This window comes from Pseudonocardia oceani (assembly GCF_019263585.2).
In the GTDB taxonomy this organism is placed as follows: Bacteria; Actinomycetota; Actinomycetes; order Mycobacteriales; family Pseudonocardiaceae; genus Pseudonocardia; species Pseudonocardia oceani.
The window spans coordinates 2,755,501-2,775,960 of record NZ_JADQDF010000001.1 but is presented as its reverse complement, the minus strand read 5'-3'; the positions used below and the strand labels follow the sequence as shown (position 1 = coordinate 2,775,960).

Annotated in this window: 25 protein-coding genes; 14 read left to right on the top strand and 11 right to left on the bottom strand. The window is 72.6% G+C overall.

What is annotated here, in order from left to right; all coding sequences use genetic code 11:
* Positions 1-362 precede the first annotated feature (362 nt).
* Positions 363-746 (top strand): hypothetical protein, encoded by a 384-nt coding sequence (locus I4I82_RS13845; RefSeq protein WP_218589983.1) that lies wholly within the window; start codon positions 363-365, stop codon positions 744-746.
* Between the two features lie 68 nt (positions 747-814).
* On the opposite strand, the gene I4I82_RS13840 is transcribed toward I4I82_RS13845, so the two are convergent.
* Positions 815-1,108, bottom strand: a complete 294-nt coding sequence (locus I4I82_RS13840; protein WP_218589984.1) for a DUF3040 domain-containing protein — start codon at positions 1,106-1,108, stop codon at positions 815-817.
* 239 nt (positions 1,109-1,347) lie between these two features.
* Between I4I82_RS13840 and I4I82_RS34975 the strand changes: the two genes are divergently transcribed.
* From I4I82_RS34975 to I4I82_RS13825, 3 genes are all read left to right on the top strand, one after another.
* A complete protein-coding gene (locus tag I4I82_RS34975) occupies positions 1,348-1,728 on the top strand; it encodes a DUF5615 family PIN-like protein (RefSeq protein WP_218590004.1) in 381 nt (126 codons plus the stop codon).
* A gap of 282 nt (positions 1,729-2,010) precedes the next feature.
* Positions 2,011-2,244 (top strand): DUF433 domain-containing protein, encoded by a 234-nt coding sequence (locus tag I4I82_RS13830; protein WP_218589985.1) that lies wholly within the window; start codon positions 2,011-2,013, stop codon positions 2,242-2,244.
* The gene (locus I4I82_RS13825) at positions 2,241-2,609 is read left to right on the top strand and encodes a DUF5615 family PIN-like protein (RefSeq protein WP_218589986.1); all 369 of its coding nucleotides are present in this window, start codon (positions 2,241-2,243) and stop codon (positions 2,607-2,609) included. The genes I4I82_RS13830 and I4I82_RS13825 overlap by 4 nt, the downstream gene beginning before the upstream one ends.
* A gap of 383 nt (positions 2,610-2,992) precedes the next feature.
* Here the strand turns inward: I4I82_RS13825 and I4I82_RS34970 are convergent, their stop codons facing one another.
* From I4I82_RS34970 to I4I82_RS13815, 3 genes are all read right to left on the bottom strand, one after another.
* Positions 2,993-3,601: a PGN_0703 family putative restriction endonuclease gene (locus tag I4I82_RS34970; protein ID WP_372451357.1), complete on the bottom strand. Its 609-nt coding sequence runs from the start codon at positions 3,599-3,601 to the stop codon at positions 2,993-2,995.
* A 122-nt stretch (positions 3,602-3,723) separates the two neighbouring features.
* A complete protein-coding gene (locus I4I82_RS13820; RefSeq protein WP_218589987.1) occupies positions 3,724-4,152 on the bottom strand; it encodes a hypothetical protein in 429 nt (142 codons plus the stop codon).
* A 102-nt stretch (positions 4,153-4,254) separates the two neighbouring features.
* Positions 4,255-4,878 (bottom strand): TetR/AcrR family transcriptional regulator, encoded by a 624-nt coding sequence (locus I4I82_RS13815; RefSeq protein WP_218589988.1) that lies wholly within the window; start codon positions 4,876-4,878, stop codon positions 4,255-4,257.
* Between the two features lie 79 nt (positions 4,879-4,957).
* On the opposite strand from I4I82_RS13815, the gene I4I82_RS13810 reads away from it, so the two are divergent.
* On the top strand, positions 4,958-6,202 hold the full coding sequence (locus tag I4I82_RS13810; protein ID WP_218589989.1) for an FAD-dependent oxidoreductase: 1,245 nt from the start codon (positions 4,958-4,960) through the stop codon (positions 6,200-6,202).
* A 179-nt stretch (positions 6,203-6,381) separates the two neighbouring features.
* Here the strand turns inward: I4I82_RS13810 and I4I82_RS13805 are convergent, their stop codons facing one another.
* Positions 6,382-7,197: a MerR family transcriptional regulator gene (locus I4I82_RS13805; protein WP_226370045.1), complete on the bottom strand. Its 816-nt coding sequence runs from the start codon at positions 7,195-7,197 to the stop codon at positions 6,382-6,384.
* A gap of 47 nt (positions 7,198-7,244) precedes the next feature.
* Here I4I82_RS13805 and I4I82_RS13800 point away from each other — a divergent pair, with 47 nt between their 5' ends.
* Positions 7,245-7,580, top strand: coding sequence for a nuclear transport factor 2 family protein (locus I4I82_RS13800; RefSeq protein WP_218589990.1), 336 nt, complete (start codon positions 7,245-7,247; stop codon positions 7,578-7,580).
* On the opposite strand, the gene I4I82_RS13795 is transcribed toward I4I82_RS13800, so the two are convergent.
* Positions 7,552-8,673 carry an alanine/ornithine racemase family PLP-dependent enzyme gene (locus tag I4I82_RS13795; protein ID WP_218589991.1) on the bottom strand — a complete coding sequence of 374 codons (1,122 nt, stop codon included), beginning with the start codon at positions 8,671-8,673 and terminating at the stop codon, positions 7,552-7,554. The two genes, I4I82_RS13800 and I4I82_RS13795, sit on opposite strands and share 29 nt — an antisense overlap.
* A complete protein-coding gene (locus tag I4I82_RS13790; protein ID WP_218589992.1) occupies positions 8,670-9,842 on the bottom strand; it encodes an N-acetyltransferase DgcN family protein in 1,173 nt (390 codons plus the stop codon). Before I4I82_RS13790 ends, I4I82_RS13795 begins: the two co-directional genes overlap by 4 nt.
* Before the next feature lie 167 nt (positions 9,843-10,009).
* Between I4I82_RS13790 and I4I82_RS13785 the strand changes: the two genes are divergently transcribed.
* Positions 10,010-10,945, top strand: coding sequence for a DUF5996 family protein (locus I4I82_RS13785; RefSeq protein ID WP_218589993.1), 936 nt, complete (start codon positions 10,010-10,012; stop codon positions 10,943-10,945).
* Between the two features lie 13 nt (positions 10,946-10,958).
* On the opposite strand, the gene I4I82_RS13780 is transcribed toward I4I82_RS13785, so the two are convergent.
* On the bottom strand, positions 10,959-11,243 hold the full coding sequence (locus tag I4I82_RS13780) for a winged helix-turn-helix transcriptional regulator (protein WP_218589994.1): 285 nt from the start codon (positions 11,241-11,243) through the stop codon (positions 10,959-10,961).
* Between the two features lie 14 nt (positions 11,244-11,257).
* On the opposite strand from I4I82_RS13780, the gene I4I82_RS13775 reads away from it, so the two are divergent.
* From I4I82_RS13775 to I4I82_RS13745, 7 genes are all read left to right on the top strand, one after another.
* Entirely contained in the window at positions 11,258-11,422 is a 165-nt protein-coding gene (locus I4I82_RS13775; protein ID WP_218589995.1) for a tautomerase family protein, read from the top strand.
* 115 nt (positions 11,423-11,537) lie between these two features.
* Positions 11,538-12,545, top strand: a complete 1,008-nt coding sequence (locus tag I4I82_RS13770) for a helix-turn-helix domain-containing protein (protein ID WP_218589996.1) — start codon at positions 11,538-11,540, stop codon at positions 12,543-12,545.
* 52 nt (positions 12,546-12,597) lie between these two features.
* Complete coding sequence (locus tag I4I82_RS13765) at positions 12,598-13,494, top strand: alpha/beta hydrolase (protein WP_218589997.1); 897 nt, start codon at positions 12,598-12,600, stop codon at positions 13,492-13,494.
* Between the two features lie 63 nt (positions 13,495-13,557).
* Positions 13,558-14,319 (top strand): IclR family transcriptional regulator, encoded by a 762-nt coding sequence (locus I4I82_RS13760; protein WP_226370044.1) that lies wholly within the window; start codon positions 13,558-13,560, stop codon positions 14,317-14,319.
* 64 nt (positions 14,320-14,383) lie between these two features.
* Positions 14,384-15,340, top strand: a complete 957-nt coding sequence (locus tag I4I82_RS13755; RefSeq protein ID WP_218589998.1) for a PDR/VanB family oxidoreductase — start codon at positions 14,384-14,386, stop codon at positions 15,338-15,340.
* A 28-nt stretch (positions 15,341-15,368) separates the two neighbouring features.
* Positions 15,369-16,595 (top strand): cytochrome P450, encoded by a 1,227-nt coding sequence (locus tag I4I82_RS13750; RefSeq protein ID WP_218589999.1) that lies wholly within the window; start codon positions 15,369-15,371, stop codon positions 16,593-16,595.
* 109 nt (positions 16,596-16,704) lie between these two features.
* Positions 16,705-18,114 carry a GDSL-type esterase/lipase family protein gene (locus I4I82_RS13745; RefSeq protein WP_218590000.1) on the top strand — a complete coding sequence of 470 codons (1,410 nt, stop codon included), beginning with the start codon at positions 16,705-16,707 and terminating at the stop codon, positions 18,112-18,114.
* An 84-nt stretch (positions 18,115-18,198) separates the two neighbouring features.
* Here I4I82_RS13745 and I4I82_RS13740 read toward each other — a convergent pair whose 3' ends face one another.
* Genes I4I82_RS13740 through I4I82_RS13730 form a run of 3 tightly spaced genes read right to left on the bottom strand, consistent with a single transcriptional unit; the run spans position 18,199 to position 20,434 of the window.
* Entirely contained in the window at positions 18,199-18,837 is a 639-nt protein-coding gene (locus tag I4I82_RS13740) for an AmiS/UreI family transporter (RefSeq protein WP_218590001.1), read from the bottom strand.
* On the bottom strand, positions 18,837-20,090 hold the full coding sequence (fmdA, locus tag I4I82_RS13735; RefSeq protein ID WP_218595775.1) for a formamidase: 1,254 nt from the start codon (positions 20,088-20,090) through the stop codon (positions 18,837-18,839). The genes I4I82_RS13740 and fmdA overlap by 1 nt, the downstream gene beginning before the upstream one ends.
* A gap of 53 nt (positions 20,091-20,143) precedes the next feature.
* Positions 20,144-20,434, bottom strand: a complete 291-nt coding sequence (locus I4I82_RS13730) for an FmdB family zinc ribbon protein (protein ID WP_218595774.1) — start codon at positions 20,432-20,434, stop codon at positions 20,144-20,146.
* Positions 20,435-20,460 lie beyond the last annotated feature (26 nt).

The window sequence follows — 20,460 nt, the reverse complement described above, 5'->3', positions numbered from 1 at the left end:
CGCGAAGGAGGGGGCGCATTCCGTTCCGAGACGGGCAGCTGTTCATGCAGCCCGCGACCTCATCATCACCGGCCAGCCACCCGTCACTGGCAAAGCGTCCGCCACCGGCTGGCCACTCCGCGGTTCGTGGTGTCCCACGAGTCCGGGAGCGACGCCGCTACCCCGCCGCTCGCCCACGCGCTGTTCCGAATAGCGGTTGGAGATAGTCCGGTTATCCAATTCAATAACCACGCGAAGGCCCCTGATGCCCGCCCGCACCCTGGCGCGGTTCATCGGCGTTGGTCGGCGTTGCCCATCGTCTCTCACGCAAGAGGAACGGGACGACAGCGGTAGCGGCAACCGGTGGCGGGTAGTCCCGGCCCATGGCCGACCGCGAACAGATACCGCTCACTGGCGCCCCCGACGAACCCCTCGGCGGTGGCGCCGGTGACCAGGACCATGGCGGCCTCCAGGACTGCTCTGGCAGCGGCCCACCTGACGCGACCACCATTCCGTCCGGTGGCGACCTCACGACCGACGACATCTACCACGTCGGCCGCCACGATGGGCGGCCCGCAGGGGACCAGGACATCGTCCAGCACGTATCCGCCGCCCTGTACGACGCCGCCGCCCGGATCCGCCACCGCCGTGCCCACGCCGAGGACCTACAGCTGCGCGAGCGGCTGGAGCGCGACGCCACCGCGCTTGTCGACATGGCACGCGCGTACGAGGCCCGGCCCGAACCAGACACATCTCCGCCCCGCTGAGGGGCGAATCCGTATCCGACCCCGCGTCCCGGACGTGCCACCGCGGGCGCCGGCCGCCGGGGACAGTTCTAGGAACGGGGTTCTCCCGGCCGAAAACCGCGCCTCGGACCTTGCTGCACAACGGCCAGAAGCACGAGCAGGCTGAGAACCGCCCCGGCGACGAGCGCGATGCTCGCGAACCCGAACAGGAGCAGGAGCACCGTCACGACGGCCAGCCCGGTGATCGAGCGGGTGAACCTCCACGGCTGCTCCACAGACGACTTGTGGGTACGGAGCACGAAGGTCGACACGAAGCGCTGATCGCTGCGTTGGAGCTCGTCCTCCAACTCCCGCAGGATGCGCCGGTCGCGGTCGCTGAGCATTGGAGCCTCCTGGCGGTCGGGCGTCTTAGAGTCGTCGCCGGCGACCCGACGACGCGCTCCCCCGCTGGTACCCGGGCCAGCGGGACGGAATCCTCGGCGCCGCGCTGGAGCGTGACGATTTGCTCGCCGCCCTGGAGTTCGGAGCGCTCGCCGCGGGTGGCGGCCGGATAGTTCCGCTCGGCGTGGCGTGAAGTTCCTCGTCGACGCACAGCGCCCCGCTCGGCTCGCCCGATTCCTCGCTGACGCCAGCCACGACGTGTCCACATGTCGGAGCCACCGGAGAGCAACGCACGACCGATGCTCGAATCGCCGAGGTTACGGGCCGCGAGGGTCGGGTCGTGGTCACCAAGGACCGCGACTTCCGAGACGGGCACTCGCTTTCCGGATCCCCGCGGAGGCTGCTGATCGTCGGCACGGGCAACATCACGAACACAGGACTGCTGGGTCTGTTCGAGGCGAATCTCGGCGGGGTGGTCGGCGAGATGACGCGGGCTTCATCGAGCTGGGGCCGAGGGCGATGGTCGTGCACGAGCGGCATGGACCGAGTTGATCTCTGGCCACGGTTCTGGCCACGAACTGCCGTCGCCCGGTGCCGCTGTTGCCCGTTCCGGCGCCCGTAACGCCGGTGATTCGCGAGGTCGCCGGACATGTGGGCGTCGGCATGCGAACTACGGATCAGAAGGTTAGGGGTTCGAATCCCTTCGGGCGCACCATCGTCACACTAGCCCTGACCAGCATCAACGGTCAGGGCTAGATCATTATTCGGAGCGACTGGTTGATCTCGATCCACGAAGCGTGCGGCCGCAGCCTGCCGTGCTGCCCGTGACACCATCACCAGAGGAGGGCACAGCCATCGCTGGTATCCGCCGCACGCCCGTCCTACACGGGGATATCCTGGCAGCATGAGCCGGCTAGACCGCATCACCTCGGATCCCGAGATTTGCCATGGTCAGCCGTCGATCCGCGGGCTCCGCTACACCGTCGAGAGCCTCTTGGAGCTCCTCTCGGCGGGTATGTCGGTCGATGAGGTCCTGGAGGACTACCCCGACCTCGAGCGCGACGACATGCTCGCCGCGCTGGAGTTCGCCGCGCTGACGGCTGGTCGGCAGCGGGTCGTCCCGCTCGGCGCTGCGTGAAGTTCCTCGTCGACGCGCAGCTTCCCGCCCGCCTGTCCTCGTTCCTCGCCGACGCGGGGCACGACTCTCTGCATACGCGAGACCTCCCGTCCGGGAACCGGACGACGGACGCCGTGATCGCGGAACTGGCGGACGAGGATGATCGGATCGTGGTGACGAAGGATCGTGACTTCCGAGACGGTCACCTTCTGGGCCGATCACCGAGACGGCTCCTGGTCGTCGCCACGGGCAACATCACCAACGCGGCACTGCTCGCCTTGTTCAGCGAGCACCTGGGCGCCATCGTCGCTGCCTTCGACGAGGTCGACTTCGTCGAGTTGCGACCGACCGCGCTGGTGTTGCACGGCCGGCCCGGTCCGGATTGACGGACCGCTCTACGCCCGTCCACCGAGCCGTCAGCGCGACCTGACCTCGGTCAAGACGGGCCTGTTGCCGAACTTTCGCCGACAAGTCCACAACTTGACGTCCTCGCGTGCTGAGACGGCACGCGCCAGCTCCGTCGTGAACCCTGCCGAGACGATGAGGTGTCCGCGCCACGCCCCGGACGAGCCGGAAGCGCAGAGTCCGAGGTAGCCGTCCAGTTGCCGAAGCGTCTCCAGGCCGCTCAGGACGTTCTTGCACTCGCCGATGATTCCGGGCCCGTAGAGATCCATCCGCAGGGGGCTTTGAGGTGGCCGTACCTCTGTTGCCGGCGCGGATGTGAAGCCCAACTTTCTCCACGCGTGTCTGTCAGACGCGATGGCATCTCTCATGGCTGCTTCGGAGCCCCAGTCGGTCTCAGGGCGCGACGGGATCGAATCTCGGGCCAGAGCCTCGACAGGACCCGACCGGCGAGCGTGTGGTCCTCGGCGAGAGGCCCGAACAGGTTGAAGCACAGCGGCTGGCTGGAGAGCAGGTCGACCCAGAGCCGCGGTCGGCCGAGGAGAGCACCGGTCTTCGGCGCTTCCGCGACGGCGGCCTCGACGCAGTGCTGCGCTTGTGGCGAGAGGTAGTTCGGGAGCGTGGGAGGTTCGGCGTCGGCTGGGGCAAGGCGCGAACCGAGTGGCTTGCCGTCGTGCATGCCGGCGACCAGACCGTGTGCTTGCCGCCAGAGGGACTGGTGGAGGCGTGCGCGCTGCTGCCACGCGTTGTCTCCGCGTACGTAGGCGTGGTGAGCTTCCAGTACCGGTCGCGCGATCACGGCCGTAGTAGAGCGCAGTCCCGCCCGGCCGCAAGCCGAGCACGCTGCGGGTGTGGGAAGTTGATCTCGATCCACGAGCTGATCCACGAACTGCTGACACGTGGTGCCGAATTTGCGCGCTCTGCAGCCACTCTCGCCGCCGTCCGCCCAAGTCGCCCGCCATGCGTACGTCAACATCCGAACTACGGATCAGAAGGGACGGCGAGGGTCGGGTCGTGGTCACCAAGGATCGCGACTTCCGGGACGGGCACCTGCTGTCGGGGTCGCCACGCCGACTGCTGGTGGTCGCGACCGGAACATCACGAACGCGGCATCGTTGGCGCTGTTCGAGGCGAACCTCGATGCGGTGGTTCGATGCGCTCGTCGAAGCCGATCTCGTCGAGCTGGGTCCGGAAACGATGGTCATTCACCGACGCCGCGGACCGAGGTGATCTCTGACCACGTTCTGGCCGCGAACTGCTGTCCACCAGTGCGGGTCGATCACGGCACGGTTTCTGGTCGTCGCCACGGGCGACATCACCGATGGGGCGCTGCTCGCGTTGTTCAGTGAACACCTGGGCGCCATTCTGGCTGCCTTCGACGAGACCGACCTCGTCGAGTGGCAGCGTGCCGGGCCGCGGTGCCGCGGCGGGGCGGTTCGGACGAACTCGGCGATCTTCAGTGGGTCTGGACCGCCTGCTCGGTGTCAGCCCCTCCCGCCACTGCTCGGGGGCGGTGCGCTGCGACACGCGGCGCTCCGGCGCGGCGGTCGTCGGCCGACGTCACGAACGCGGGCGCTGCTGGGCCTGTCCGGGACGAGCATATGGGCGTGCCGACGACGGACCTGGAGGTCAGGGGTTCGACTTCTCCGGGTGCACAGAGCTGTTCCCGGCCTGGGTGGCTGTCCCCCGTAGAACGATCTCGACGCAGTCCTCGACGAAGGCGTCGTCGACGTCGGTGCGAGGCCCGAATACTCCGAACCACACCGGCCCCACGACGCGCACGATCAGCGCGTCGGCGTCCACATCGGCCGCCAGCTCGCCCCGGGCCACCGCCCGCTCGACCATCGGCCGGGCCCGGGCGAACCGGGCGGCCCAGTAGCGGCGCCCGAGCTCGGCGAGCGAGCTGTCGTGTCCGCCGCCGGCCAGGGTCGACATCAGCGCCCGGTTGGCCGGCGCCACGAGCGCATCGCGCACCTGGCGGACGAAGGCCACGAGGTCGCCGCGCAGCGTGCCGGTGTCGGGTGGTGCGATCCGCTGGTCCGCCGCAGCGAGCAGGATGTCGGCGACGAGGGCGTCGCGGCCGCCCCACCGGCGGTAGATCGTCGTCTTGTTCACCCCGGCCCGCGCTGCGACGTCCTCGACGGCGAGCCCGTTCCATCCGTGCTCGGTCAGGGCCGCCACCGTCGCCGCCCGCACCGCGGCCGTCACCCTGGCCGTCCGCCCACCCGGCCGCCGCCGTCGCTCGTCGGTCATGGCCGCGACCTTAAGGCAACCCAGCGTTGCAAGCAACGTTCCGTTGTTTTAACGTAGGACATCGTCCCGAGAGGACCACATGAGGATCGTGATCGTGGGTGCCGGCCCGGCCGGCGCGGCCCTGGCTCTGCTCCTCGCCCGGCACGGCGCGCAGGTGCGGCTGCTCGAACGCGAGGAGTCGTCCGGGGCGGCCTTCCGGGGCGAGGGCCTCATGCCACTCGGGATCGACGCGCTGCACGAGATGGGGCTGGGCGACGCGCTCGCCGCGGTGCCGGGGCGGGCGGTGTCGAACTGGCGCATCCACATCGATGGGGAGGAGGTGTTCCGGATCCCCGAGCCCGTTGCCGAGCTCGGCGAGCGCGCCTTCCGCGTCGCCTCGCCCGCCGCGCTGCTCGAGCGGATCATCGACGGCGCGCGCGAACAGTCCGGCTTCTCCTATCACCCCGGCACGCGGTTCGCCGGGCCCGTCCGAGACGCCTCCGGGCGGGTCGTCGGGGTGCGAGCCGTGCAGCCGGACGGCGAGACCGAGTGGCCTGCGGACCTGGTCGTGGGCTGCGACGGGCGCGGGTCGTCGGTGCGGCAGCACTGCGGCCTGCAGCTGGAGCGTTCGTCCGAGGACTACGACGTCCTGTGGTTCAAGTCCCCGGGGCCGCCGGCCACCGGGGCGCGCACCGACTTCCACATCATGGTGGTGCGGGGGCGCCACCCGCTCGTCGCGTACACCTCATGGGACGACCAGCTCCAGTGCGGACTGATCATGCCCAAGGGCGGTCTGGCCGAGGTCATGCAGGGCGACTGGCTGCACACCGCCGTGCAATCGGCCCCGGGGTGGCTCGCCGAGCACGTGCTCGCCCACCGCGACCAGGTCGACGGCCCCATCCGGCTCACCGTGCTGGTGGGGTTCGCGCCCTCGTGGTCCGTGCCGGGCGTGCTGCTGCTCGGGGACGCGGCACATCCCATGTCGCCGGTGCGGGCTCAGGGAATCAACCTCGCCCTGCGTGACGTCGTGGTGGCCGCCAACCACCTCGTCCCGTTCGCCATCGGGCCGGTCGACCGTCCCGCGCTCGACGCCGCGTGCCGGGCCGTGCAGGCCGAGCGCGAGCCCGAGGTCCGCCGCGCCCAGCTCCTCCAGCGTCGGGAGGCCAGGGGTCAGGGCGACGCGCGGGCCGCGACCTGGCGCTACGCGGTCGCCCGGCGCGGCGCTCGCGTGCTGGGCCGCTACGGCTGGGCGCAGCGCGCGTGGCTGGGGCGCCAGCGCGAGCTGCGGTTCGGCTCGGCCGAGGTGCGGCTGGACGCCGCGGTGGCCGAGATCGACGCCCGCTGACCCGTGCGCGAGGTCCGGGCGCAGCAGGTCGTCGCCCTCCATGGCCGTCGGCCCCTCGGTGGAGTCGCGTCGTGGCACGTCGCCCAGCCGATTCCGGCGGCTCGAACGGCACTGCGAACGGGCGGCACGCGGATCGACACGACTCGGGGCGACCCTCCACCGGAGGCGGCCGGTCTCCGTCAGGGTGCCGTCGTGAACACCGGCCAGCCGATCTCCGTGCGCCACGCCGCCCGGTCGTCGGTGTCGCGCGGACCGACCAGGTAGGTCTCGTGCACCGGCCCGTCGACGACGAGCGCGTGCTCGGCGAGGTGGGCGCCCAGCGCGCCGTAGGTCAGGTCGATGTCGTCGTGCTCGCCGCGGTGGACGGTGAGGGCGAGCTCGCGGGCGGGCAGCTCGATCATGCTGATCCGTCCGGCGTCCACGGCGCGGTCGGCGGGGGAGAAGACCGTCGCCCGGCCGTGGCCGTGGGTGAACAGGGCGTTGTCGTAGAGGCCGCCGGGCGGACCGGTCGTGATGGCGCCGGCGGCGGTGAGGGCCGACTCGATGTCGGCGCTCGCGTGCGCGTACCAGTCGAGGACGTCGTCGAGGTCGACCTCCTCGGAGGTGCCGACGACCCGGCGGGCGGGCTCGCGCCGGTGCACGACCTCGATCGAGGGGGGCTCGGGGGCGAGGAGCCGTCGCAGGGCCGCGACCGCGCGCCCGGTCGTGGCCAGCTGCTCCTCGAGGCGGGCGAGGTGGCCGGTGACGATCGTCGAGCGCTCGTCGACGTCGCCGGTCGCGAGCAGGCGGGCGACCTCCCGCACGGGCATGTCCAGGTCGCGGAAGCGGCGGATCACCTGCGCGGTCGGGATCTGGTCGGGCGTGTAGTACCGGTAGCCCGAGTGCGGGTCGACGTGCCGGGGCTCCAGCAGGCCGGACTCGTGGTAGCGGCGCAGGGTCCGGATGCTCAGGTGCGTCACCGTGGCGAACTCGCCGATGCTCCACAACGTGGTCACGGGAGGAGTCTGGACCCTCTCCCCGGGAGAGGGTCCACGGTCGTGCCATGACTACTGCTGCGCACCCCGACACCCTCGTCGACCGCTACTTCGCCCTCGCCACCGGCGGACGCGACGCCTACCTCGCCCAGTTCGCCGACGACGCCGTCGTCGAGGACGAGGGCGCCACGCACCACGGCGCCGCCGCGATCAGCGCCTGGCGCGGCGCCGTCCCGGCCGTGGAGTACCGGGTCCTCGACGTCGTCCCCGACGGCCCGGGTCACCGCGCGGTCGCCGAGATCAGCGGCGACTTCCCGGGCAGCCCGGTCGAGCTGGCCTTCGCCTTCCGCTTCGCCGGCGACGAGATCACGCACCTCACCATCCGGCCGACGACGGGATCCTGACGCGGGGGCCGGGACGCTCCGGAACCGGGTCGCCGGGGTGCTCGGTCCTCGTGACGAAGGGCGACGTCATCGCCCGCACGAGCGCGCCGTAGGCCACCCCGAAGTCGATCTCGTCGCCGACGGCGACGCCGTGGTCGCCGATGTCGACGACGAGGTGGTCGCTGCTCATCCCGAGGATCGCGATGCCCGCCGGTGGGTGCAGCCCCTCCGGATCGACGTCCTGGCGACCGAGGGCGAGGATCGCCTGGTGCACCCGGCCGCTGCCGGTGCGCACCGGTGCCTCCCCGAACGCGGCCTGGGCGCGGTCGCCCCAGGGCTGCGCGGGCTTCACGGCGACCTCGATGACCTCGGCGGTGAGCGTGAACGCGTCGGTGTGCAGGCCGGGGATCGGCGTCCGGTGCAGCGGGTCGACGCCGAGCAGGATGGCCTCCCCGAGCCGCAGCTCGTCGATCCTGCCGACGTCGTCGGTGCCCATAGCCCAGCCGAGGTTCGCCGAGTTGCCGCCGGAGACGGTGCCGAGCGTGATCCCGCGCAGGGACTCGACGTCCTCCACGAGCGCGGTCAGAACGCCCATGTTCCGGTCGTCGGGCACGACGCCGTTCTGGCAGGCGAGGTTGGCGCCCAGCCCGAGGAGCCGCAGGCCGGGGTGACGGAGGACGGCGAGCACGGCCTCGGGGACGTCGTCGACCGCGATGCCCTCGCGCAGGTCGCCGAGCTCGACCATCAGCACGACGCCGTGCGTCCGCCCGGCCCGCGACGCCGCGCGGTCGAGCGCCACGAGCACGGCGGCCTCGGTGTTGAGGCTGACGTCGGCGACGTCGACGACCCGCGCCGCCTGGCTCAGCATCGGTGACCGGATGAGCGTGCGCGACACCGCCCGGTCGAGGCCGGACAGCCGGACGAGGTTGGGCACCCGGGAATCGCCGAGGCCGTGCGCGCCGCCGCGGAGCATGGCCGCTCCGACCCCGGGCGAGCCCATCACGGCCTTCGTGATGCCGGTGACGCGGATGCCCCGGACGCCGAGACGGTCGGCCAGGGTCCGCGTGTTCTGCTCGATCTTGCCGAGATCGGTGTCGATGCGGGGCGCGGTCACCCGGGGGTGGTCGTGCCGGCCGCCACGGCGAGCGCGGGGAAGGCCGCGAGCACCATGTCGACCAGGTCCGACGCCGGCCGCGTCAGGGGGTCGGTGACGGGGACGCCGAGCAGCGTGCGGTGCTCCTCAATGGCGTCGCGGAGCTCGTCGCCGGTCATCTCCTCGTGGTTGATCGTGACGCCGATGACGCGGGTGTCGGCGAACGCCTCGATCAGCGCGATCTCGTCGGCCGCGGTGGGCATCGGCATCATCGGGAAGTCGCCGAGCACCCGCCGCTTCGGTGCGTGCTGCACGATCACCGCGGCCGGCCGGCTGCCACGCAGGATGTGGGCGGAGGTCAGGTAGGCGGGGTGGCTGAGCGCGCCCTGCCCCTCGACCACGATGACGTCGGGGTCCTCGCCCTCGAACGCGGCGACGACCTGGTGCTCGACCTCGCCCGAGCAGAACTGGGGGACGAGCGCGTCCAGCGCGACGCCGTACTTCCCGCCCTGGATGAGCGTGGTCTGGCCGGTACCGACCATGACCGCCCTGATGCCGTGCGCGTTCAGCGCCTGGACCAGCAGGGTGGCGGTGGTGCGCTTCCCGATCGCCCCGTCCGTGCCCAGGACCGCGATCCGGGGACACGTCACGTCGAAGATCCGGCCGGAGAACAGGTGCAGGTCGCGCTTGGCCTTCGGCCGGCGCACGTCGGTGATGGTGACACCGGCGATCACGGCGGCCGCGGCGAACTCGGCGTCGTCGTTGAGGAACTCGTGCAGCCCGTTGACGATGTGCATCCCGCGGGCGATGCCGTCGAGCAGCACGATCCGCTGCTCGTCCGACAGCAGGCCGTCGGCGGGTGCCAGGCCGCAGATCAGGTAGTCGGGCACCCGGCCGGCGTGCGAGACGGCGTGGTCGAGCGAGGCCAGCACCGGGATGCCGTTGGCGGTGCCGTCGAGGAACGTCCCGGCGTCGACGCCGGACCGGACGCTGTCGATGACGCTGAGGACCTCGTACCTCTCCGAGTGCCGGACGAGGCCGTTGGCCGTCTTGCCGTCCTGCTCGCCGAACAGGCCCTCGCAGTAGACGACGGCGGTGGAGCCGGTGGGCAGAGCGAACGGCGCTGTCGCGACCCGCTCACCCTGTTCGGTCGCAGTCGGGAAGGAGGTGGTGCTGACGGGCGCAGGCATGGGGTCCTCTGAGAAGTCTCAGAGGAGGCGACGGGATCGTGGCGGGGCGGAGGCCCAACGGTCAACGAGTGGTCTGCCCTGAGTGCCGGCGATGTTACCGGCAGGTTAACCATAGCCGGTCCGGACCTACGGCGGGCGCCGCCGGGTGCCCGGGCAGGATGGCGGGCATGTCGCCGAGCCTCGTCCCCGCACCCGACTACGCCACCTGGCGCCCGACCAAGGAGACGCTGCACCGCTTCCTGCAGGTGGTCGGGAAGCTGCGCCTCGCCGCCAGCCCGCGCCGCAACCACTGGTGGAACGTACCGCTGCACCTGACCGGCCGCGGCCTCACCACCCGCCCGATGACCGTCGACGGGGAGAGTGCGTTCAGCGTCGACCTCGACCTGCTCGACCACCGCCTCGACCTCAACCGCGACGACGGCACGCGCTGGTCGATGGACCTGCCCGGCCGGTCGGTGGCCGGGTTCCACCGGGGGCTCGGAGCCGGGCTGGCCGCGCTGGGGATCGACGCGGTGATCGCGTCGCCGTACCCGTTCGACCTGCCCGACAGTGCCCGCCCGTTCGCCGAGGACGACGAGCACGTCGCCTACGACCCGGTGGCGGTCACCGCGTACTGGCGGGTGCTCGGGCAGGTCAACCTGCTGCTCGAGGAGTTCGCCGGGCGGTTCTCCGGCAAGGCGAGCCCGGTGCACCACTTCTGGCACACGATGGACATCGCGCACACGCGGTTCTCCGACCGGGTCGTCGACCACGACGCCTCCACCGACCCGGTGACGCGCGAGGCCTACTCGCGGCAGGTCATCAGCTTCGGGTTCTGGTTCGGCGACGAGAACACGCCCGAGCCCGCCTTCTACTCCTACACCGCGCCCGAGCCGGCCGGGCTCGCCGAGCGGGGCCTCACGCCGGCCGCGGCGCGCTGGGTGGAGCAGCGCGGGTCGCACCTCGCGGTCCTCACCCAGGCCGCCGCGCTCGCGGAGCCCGCCCCGCGCGCGGCCGTGCTCGACTTCTACGAGAGCGCCTACCGCGCGGGCGCCGAACTCGCGGGGTGGGACGTCCAGCAGCTGAGCTGCGTCGACGGCGCCACGGACCGGATGGCGCGGTAGCCGGGCCAGGCGGTTACCAGGCCCCGGGCTCGAACTCGGCGGTCATGTCGCGCCAGCCCACGGGCTCGCCGCAGTGCGCGCACGTCACGCGCGGCTCCGCGGCGTGCCCGCACCCGCGGTGCACCAGTCGGACAGGGGGCACGTCGTTCTCGTACTCGTCGCCCCACGCCATCAGCGACAGCAGGATCGGGTAGAGGTCCGCGCCCTTCGGAGTGAGGACGTACTCGTGGCGATCGGGGCCCGGGATCGCCCACGACCCGCGCGACGGAGCAGTACACGTCCTGCAACTCCCCACCACTTCCGGAGGCTCCCGTGCCCTACGACCAGTTCACCCTCCCCCGCGGTGGCGCGACGCTCGTGCACAAGGCCGAGGTCGCCGCGGCGGTGACGCGGATGCACGCCGAGGTCACCGGCGCCCCTGCGGCGGACGGCGTGGTGCTGCCCGAGATCACCGAGGACGCCGGCGCCGTCTACTGAGCGCCCCGCCCGCCCTGTGGGCGGTCGACCGCCGACCGTCCGGCGGTGGTGGCGCCGGGGCGGCTCGCCTACGGTTCTCGTGACTGTTCGACGGCGGTGTCGGGCGGAGGTGGGCGTGCGCGGCGAGGGCGAGACCTGGCAGACCGGCGACGGGGACCGCGCGCCGGACTGGCAGGCGATGCTGTCCGCGACCCACCTCCCGTGGACGGTCTCCGTGCCGGAGGCGTCGGACGCGCCGGCGTTCGAGGCGCGGGTGCGGCGCTGGTGGATCGACGACCTGGCTCTGGTCGACTGCGAGTGCGGGCCCTGCTCGGGCACGCGGCAGCGCCGCCAGATCGCCGACACGGACGGCGAGTTCGTCGTCGTCCTGATCACGCGGGCCGGGCGGGAGACCGTCAGCCAGGGCGGGGTCGAGGCGGACCTGCGCCCCGGCGACGCCGTGGCGTGGGACAGCACCAGGCCGGCGCGGTTCGCCGTGTGGGAGCCGCTCGCGAAGCGGAGCCTGCTGATCCCGCGGGCCGCGCTCGACGAGGTCGGCGGCCGGGCGCGGGTCACCGGCGGCGTGCGGCTCGACGGCCTCGCTCCGGCGACGCGCCTGCTCACCACCTACCTCGACACGCTGAGCCGGGCGCTGCCCGACCTGCCCCCGTCGGCGGTGACGGCGGCGCGCAACGCCACCCTGGAGCTGTTCATCGGGGCGCTGCACCCCGGCGGCGGGGCGCCGACGACGAGCACGGCCCGGCCCGCGCTGCGGGCGGCGATGGACCGCTGGATCGAGCAGCACCTGCTCGACGACGCCGTGACGCCGGCGGCGATCGCGACCGCGCACGGGGTGTCGGTCCGGACCGTCAACCGCGTCTTCAACGCGACCGGGCAGACCGTCGGCGAGGTGATCCGGGTGCGTCGCCTGGCCCGGGCCCGCGACGAGCTGACCCGTTCCGACCAGCCGATCTCGGCGATCGCGCGGCGCTTCGGCTACGCCGACACCAGCCACTTCAGCCGCACGTTCAAGGCGCGGTACGGCACCTCGCCGAGCGACTACCGCGGGTCCCGGGCCACCGCTGGCGCGCGGATCCAACACCCTGTCGCGCCGGTTCAACGCGCCGCGCCGCCGGAGCGCTGAGACTGGGGTCACAGCGGCCCTCCCGGGCCGATCCGACCCTGGAGGTTGCACCGTGGATCGTCGCGATGTCGAGTTCGACGCCGAGGGCGTCACCCTGCGCGGCTGGTTCTACCCGGCCGAGGGCGCTTCGGGCGCCGCCCCGACGGTGGTCATGGCGCACGGGTTCTCCGCCGTCAAGGAGATGTACCTCGACTCGTTCGCCGAGGTCTTCGCCGCCGCCGGGCTCAACGCGCTGGTGTACGACAACCGCAACTTCGGGGCGAGCGACGGTCGGCCCCGCCAGGAGATCGACCCGTGGGCCCAGGTCCGCGACTACCGTCACGCCATCACCTACGCGAGCACGCTGGCCGAGGTCGACGCCACGCGCATCGGCATCTGGGGCAGCAGCTACTCCGGCGGCCACGTGCTGGTCGTCGCGGCGATCGACCGCCGGGTGAAGGCCGTCGTCAGCCAGGTGCCTCTGGTGAGCGGGCACGACAACCTGCGCGCGCTGGTCCGCGCCGACCTCATCGCCGGCTTCCGCGGGATGTTCGACAGCGACCGCCTCGCCCGCTACCAGGGCGACCCGCCCGCGATGGTGCCGGTCGTCGACGCAGACCCGACGGCGCCCTCCGCGCTGCCGACGGCCGACTCCTACACGTGGTTCACCGAGACCGCGAAGCTGCGCGCCCCGTCGTGGCGCAACGAGGTGACGCTGCGCAGCGTCGAGATGTTCACCGAGTACGAGCCGATCACCTACGTCCCGTACATCAGCCCGACCCCGCTGCTCATGCTGCCCGCGCGCGGCGACCACCTCACGCCCTCCGAGTTGGCCATCGCCGCGTACGGGAAGGCCAACGAGCCGAAGAAGCTGAGCATCCTGCCCGGCGGGCACTTCGACGCCTACGTCGACGGCTTCGACGTCTCCAGCGGCCCGGCCCGCGACTGGTTCCTCGAGCACCTGGGCTGACCCATCCGTGAGTGGATACCAGTGCCGGAGCACTGGTATCCACTCACGAGGCACACTTGCCCCGTGCGCCACGGCGGGGACGGCGGGTCGGTGCTCTCGCGCGCCGTGCGCATCTTCGAGGCGTTCGGCCCGGGGGAGCGGGCGCTGCGGGTCGGCGAGATCGCGGCGCGCTCGGGCCTGCACCGGGCCACGACGTCGCGGCTGGTGGCCGAGCTCGTCGAGCACGGCCTGCTGGTCCGCGACGCCGACCGCCGGGTGCGCATCGGCGTGCGGATGTGGGAGCTCGCGATGCGGGCGTCGCCGACCCTGTCGCTGCGCGAGGCGGTGATGCCGTTCCTGGAGGACCTGCACGGCGTCGTCGGCCACCACGCCCAGCTCGGCGTCCTCGACGGCGCCGAGGTGCTGTTCGTCGAGCGGCTCAGCGCGCCGGGGTCGGTCATCAACTACACGCGGATCGCGGGGCGGCTGCCGCTGCACGCGTCGTCGTCGGGCCTGGTGCTGCTCGCCCACGCCCCGCACGAGCTGCGCGAGGCGGTGCTCGCCGCCCCGCTGCGCCGCTACACCCCCGAGACCATCGCGACGCCCGATCGCCTGCGGCGCGTGCTCGCCGACGTCCGTCGTCACGGCTACGCCTACTGCCCCGGGCACCTGCACGCCGACGCGCTCGGCGTCGCCGTCCCCGTGACGGGCGCCGACCGCCACGTGCTGGCGGCGCTCTCGGTGATCGTCCCGAACGACGACGGGGGCCGCGCGGTCGTCCCGGTCCTGCGCGCCGCCGCCCGCGGCATCGCCCGCACCCTCGGGAACCTCCCGCTCGCTGAATGAGAAAGCCCTCCTGGCGGGGCCGGCCGGCGGGCACCGTTCGAGCTCTCGGCGAGGGAGGTGGCACGTGAGCGGTGTGCAGGCGGATGTGGTCACCCTGCGGGTGGCGGCCAAGGAGGTCGTCTCCGACGGGGTCGTGGTGCTCACCCTGCGCCACCCCGACGGCGCACGGCTGCCGGACTGGGCGCCGGGGGCGCACGTCGACCTGATCCTGCCCACCGGCGCGGTGCGGCAGTACTCGCTGTGCGGCGACCGCTTCGACGCCTTCCGCTACCGCGTCGGGGTGCTGCGCGAGCCCGACGGCCGGGGCGGGTCGGCGTACGTGCACGACGTGCTCGCGGTCGGTGACACCGTCGGCGTCGGCGGCCCGCGCAACCACTTCCCGCTCGTGCCGTCGGAGCGCTACCTGTTCGTCGCGGGCGGCATCGGGATCACCCCGCTGCTGCCGATGGTGCGCCAGGCCGACGCGCTGGGCGTCGACTGGACCCTGGTCTACGGCGGGCGCACGCGCACGTCGATGGCGTTCCTCGACGAGCTCGCCGCGCACGGCGACCGGGTGCACGTCGTGCCGGAGGACGAGCACGGCCGCATCGACCTGCCCCGCTGGCTCGCCGACCCGCAGCCCGACGTCGCCGTGTACTGCTGCGGGCCGGGCCCGCTGCTCGACGCCGTCGAGCGGGCGTGCGCGCACTGGCGCCCGCACGCGCTGCGGACCGAGCGGTTCGTGGCGGAGGAGCAGTCCGCGCCCGTGCGGGACGAGCCGTTCGAGGTCGAGCTCGCGCGCACCGGCCGGTCGGTCACGGTGACCCCGGGCCGGACCGTGCTCGAGGCCGTCCGCTCGGTGGGGGTCGACGTCCTGTCGTCGTGCCGCCACGGCACCTGCGGCACCTGCGAGACCGACGTGCTCGACGGCCTGCCCGACCACCGCGACTCGATCCTCGACGGCGCCGACCGCGCGGCGAACGACTGCATGTTCGTCTGCGTGTCCCGCTCGCGCACCGACCGCCTGGTGCTGGACCTGTGAGCACTGTGACGATCCGGGAGGATCTGCGATGACCAGCACGCCGACGACCAGCACGACGGGGCCGCACCCCGCCCTGCCGGTGCACCACGGCGACCCCTTCGGCCACGAGGTCCTCGAGGACCCCGCCGCGTTCCACGAGGAGCTGCGCGAGGCGGGCCCGGTCGTGCACCTGTCCCGCTACGACGTCTTCGCCATGGCCCGCTACGCGGAGGTGCACGCCGCGCTGCGCGACTGGCAGAGCTTCGAGTCGGGCGCCGGGGTCGGGCTGTCGAACTTCCGCAGCGAGCCGCCGTGGCGCCCGCCCAGCCTGCTGCTTGAGTCCGACCCGCCCCGCCACGACGCCCCCCGCCGCGTGCTCTCCGGGCTGCTCGCGCCCCGGGCCCTGCGGCGTCTTCGGGAGCGGTGGCGGGCCGCCGCAGCCGACCTCGTCGACGACCTGCTGGCGCGCGGCACCGAGTTCGACGCCGTGCCGGCGCTGGCCGAGGCGTTCCCGCTGCACGTCTTCCCCGACGCCGTCGGCATCCCCGACGAGGGGCGCGAGAACCTGCTGCCCTACGGCGAGTTCCTGTTCAACGCGTTCGGCCCGCACAACGACCTCGTCGAGGCGGGCGCGGCGCGGGCCGGCGACCTGGCGGCGTGGGTGAACGCGCAGTGCCGTCGTGAGGTGCTGGCCGATGGCGGGTTCGGCGCGCAGATCTGGGCCGCGGCCGACCGCGGGGAGATCACGCCGGACCAGGCGCCGCTGGTGGTGCGGTCGCTGCTGTCGGCGGGCGTCGACACCACGGTGCACGGCCTGGGCGCGGTGCTGCACGCCGTCGCGACCTTCCCCGAGCAGTGGCGCCGGCTCCGCGAGCAGCCGCACCTGGCGCGCGTCGCGTTCGACGAGGCCGTGCGCTGGGCGTCGCCCGTGCAGACGTTCTTCCGCACGGCCACCACCGACGTCCGCGTCGGTGACGCCGTGGTGCCGGCCGGGAACAAGATCCTCATGTTCCTCGCCTCGGCCAACCGCGACCCGCGGCGCTGGGACGACCCCGCCGCCTTCGACCTCTCCCGCGACCCGTCGGGCCACGTCGGCTTCGGCTTCGGCATCCACCAGTGCGTGGGCCAGCACGTCGCCCGGCTGGAGGCGGAGAGCCTGCTGACCGCGCTCGCCGAGCGGGTGGAGTCGATCGAGGTGGCCGGGCCGGTGGTGCGCCACCACAACAACACGATGCGCGCTCTCGGGTCGCTGCCGCTGCGCGTGCGACCGGCCTGAGCGGGCCCGCCACGATCGGGTCGTAGATCAGCACCTGTCCCGTCCCGCCTCGTTGACCTGCTGTGACCGGCGTCCTCCCCGCGCCGGTCGTCGTCGAGGAGGACGCACCATGAGCAGTGCCCGGCACCGGATCCGCGGGCTGACCCGCACGGCGCGCGCGGGGGTGGTGGTCGCCGGCGCACTCGCCGTGGCGGCCGCCGCCCTGGCCGCTCCGCAGGCGGCGAGCGCCTCCCCGGAGGACGGCGACGACGGCACCTGGGTGTCGGCCTGGTCGGCCGCCCCGCAGGGCCCGTCGACGCTGGGCGACTTCGGCGTCGAGACCTTCAGCGGGGCGAACCAGGTCACTGCGGTGCAGGACCTCGTCCCGCCGCCGACCACGTTCTCCGACGAGACGATCCGCCAGGTCCTCTACCTGCACCACGGCGGCAGCGCGCTCCGCGTGCAGCTGTCCAACGAGTTCGGCGGGACGCCGACGACGCTGCCGTCGGTCACCGTCGGCGTCCGCGACGGCGACTCCGGCGCGTCCGTCGTCGAGGGCACGCAGCGCACCGTCACCTTCGGCGGCGAGCCCGGCGTCACCATCCCCGCGGGCGAGAACGTCCTCAGCGACGCCGTCGACCTCACCACCGAGGCGTTCGACCACCTCGTGCTGAGCATCTTCGTCCCCGCCGGCAACGGCGCGGCCACCGTGCACGGCAGCTCGATGCAGACCTGGTTCACCGCGTCGGGCGACGAGACCACCGCCGCGGGCGACGGCGCCTTCGCCGAGCGCGGCATCGTGCTCGACCGCTTCACCTCGACGTTCACGACGGCCTCCTACTACGCCACCGGCGTCCACGTGGAGGGCGAGGAGGGCGACGGCACGCTCGTCGCCTTCGGCGACTCGATCACCGACGGCTTCCTCTCCGACGGCAACACCGACACCCGCTACCCCGACGTCCTGGCCCGCCGGCTCAAGGACGACCCGGACACCGCGCACCTGTCGGTGACCGCGCAGGCGATCAGCGGCGGACGGGTCACCGGCCCGGGCATCGGCCCGTCGGGGCTCGACCGGCTCGAGGCGCAGGCGCTGGACCAGCCCAACCTGGCCGGCGTGATCTTCCTGCAGGGCCTCAACGACCTGGGTACCGCGGTGCTGCAGGACCTGCCCGCCACCGCCGACGACCTGAAGACGGCCTACCGCGAGATCGCCGAACGCGTGCACGCCCGGGGCGTCCCGATCTACATCGGCACCCTGACGCCGGCCGGCAACCTGCTGCGGCCCGCGCCGTACGGCGTCTACTCCACGCCGCAGGCGGTCGCGGCCCGCAACGAGGTCAACGCCTGGCTGCGCGGCGAGGGGGCGCAGTACTTCGACGGCGTCATCGACTTCGACGCCGCCATCCGCGACCGGATCATCCCGGACTGGATCGACCTGCGCTACGACGCGCTGGACAACCTGCACCCCAACACCACCGGTTACGAGGTCATGGGCCGCAGCATCCCGCAGGAGTTCCTGGACGCGATCGCGGCCGGCTGACACCCCGCACCACCGCACGCACCGACGACCGGCCCGGGACCGCGATGGTCCCGGGCCGGTCGCCGTCCGCGGTGCCCTGCGGGGTCAGGCCGGGACGGGCCGCTCCTGCGGCACGGCCGGGGCGGGCGGAGCCGGCGCGCGCCGCATCCGCACCCAGAGCGCGCCGTAGACGACCGGCCCGGCGACGGCGAGCACGACGGCCAGGAGCGTCACGACGGCCGAGTAGCGGTCGGTCAGCAGCAGGAACGCCGGCACCCACGCCGTGATCCAGCCCTGGATCGCGCACACCGCGCCGGTGTAGCGGCCCAGTGCGTCGCGCTTGAGGCCCAGCACCAGGAAGAACAGCAGCCACAGGAACGCCCAGTGCAGCCAGATCACGCCGAACCCGGCGTCACCGAGGAGGGTGAAGTTGAGTCCGGAGTAGACCAGGGCCGACACGAAGACGAACAGGCAGAAGTACCCCAGTCCGGTGCTGTCGAGATCGAAGCTCAGGTTGAGCCCGACGTAGAGGTAGGTGAAGGCGAACAGGTAGAGCCCCGCCGCCGAGAGGATGACGTTCGCGTCCCCGTCGGCGGTGAAGATCAGGTAGGTCGGCGTGATGATCTGCAGCGCACCGACGAAGAAGTTGATCGGCGCGGCCGACCGCCCGTCGACCCAGCCGAGCAGCATCGCCCCGTTGATGAAGAGCACGGCTCCGACGAAGAGCAACCCCACCGCGGCCATCAGCCCGCGGACCTCGGCACTCCCATGCCCGGGTCGACCTGGTGCGGCCCGTTCTTGCCGGGCCGGACGTCGAAGTCGAAGATCTCGGTCGGCAGGTAGACCGTCGAGCACGAGTTCGGGATGTCGACGACGCCCGAGAGCCGGCCCTCGATCGGCGCGGCGCCCAGGATCATGTAGGCCTGGATGGCGCTGTAGCCGAACTTCTGCAGGTAGTCGATGGCGTGCAGGCAGGCGCGCTGGTAGCTCAGGTGCGAGTCCAGGTAGCGCTGCTCGCCGCCCAGCGTCACCGAGGTGCCCGAGAACGCGAGCCACTCGCTGTACTGCGGGTCGGTGCGGCCCGGCATGAACACGGCGTTCTCCGAGACGCCGTAGGTGTCCATGCCGCCCTTGATGACGTCGACGTGCAGGTCCATGAACCCGCCCATCTCGATCGCGCCGCAGAAGGTGATCTCGCCGTCGCCCTGGGAGAAGTGCAGGTCGCCCATCGAGAGGTTCGCCCCGTCGACGAACACCGGGTAGAACACCCGCGAGCCCCTGGTCAGGTTCTTGATGTCCTGGTTGCCGCCGTTCTCACGCGGCGGCGCGGTGCGGGCGGCCTCGGCGGCGACGCGGGTGTAGTCGTCGCCGCTCAGGGTGCCCAGGATCGCGGAGTCGGGCAGCGGGGGCAGGGCGAGCGGCGGCACGCGCTGCGGGTCGGTGTCGATGAGCGCCTGCTCCCGGGCGTTCCACCTCCCGAGCAGCTCGTGGCTGGGCGCGGTGCCCATCAGCCCGGGGTGGACGATGCCGGTGAAGGCCACGCCGGGGACGTGGCGCGAGGTCGCGACGCCGCCCCGGAAGTCCCAGATCACCTTGTAGGCGTCGGGGAACTGCTCGGTGAGGAAGCCGCCGCCGTTGCTGGTGGCGAACACGCCGGTGTAGCCCCAGCCCTGGCCGGCCAGCGGGCCGGAGTCCTCCTGCGGGATCGGGCCCACGTCGAGGATGTCGACGATGAGCAGGTCGCCGGGCTGCACGCCCTGCACGGAGATCGGGCCGCTGAGCACGTGCACGCCGGCGAGCGGGGCGTGGAGGATGTCGTCGGCGGAGTCGTCGTTGTGGATGGCGCCGTCGAACCACTCGCGGCAGTGCACGCGGAACGTGTCGCCGGGCTTGACGTGGACCTGCGCCGGGATGTCGGGGTGCCAGCGGTTGTGGCCGACGAGCTGCTGCTCGGTGAAGCTCTTCTGGGAGTCGAGCGGGAAGACGACTTCGGGCATGGCGGACGGTCTCCTCGTCTGGAACGGACTGTGGTGGGCTGGGGGTGCGCGGGTCAGGGGCGGGGCAACCGGCTGGTGCGCGGGTCCGCGACGGCGGCGGGGCGCCGCCCGGCGCGGGGCGCGCCCGGCAGCGACGACACGACGTCGGGCTCGGAGCGCGACCGCTCGGTGCGGTCGATCAGCGACATCCGCCCGCGGTCGGCGAGGCCGAGCATCGGGGCGGTGATCACGCGCGGGGATTCGCTCCCGCAGGTCGGGCACGCGACGGCGCCGGGTGCGGTGCCGATCGGCCGGACGACGTCGACGGGACCGTCGACGTCGCAGCGGTAGGTGTAGGTCGCCATCGAGCCTCCACGGAAATATTTTCCTA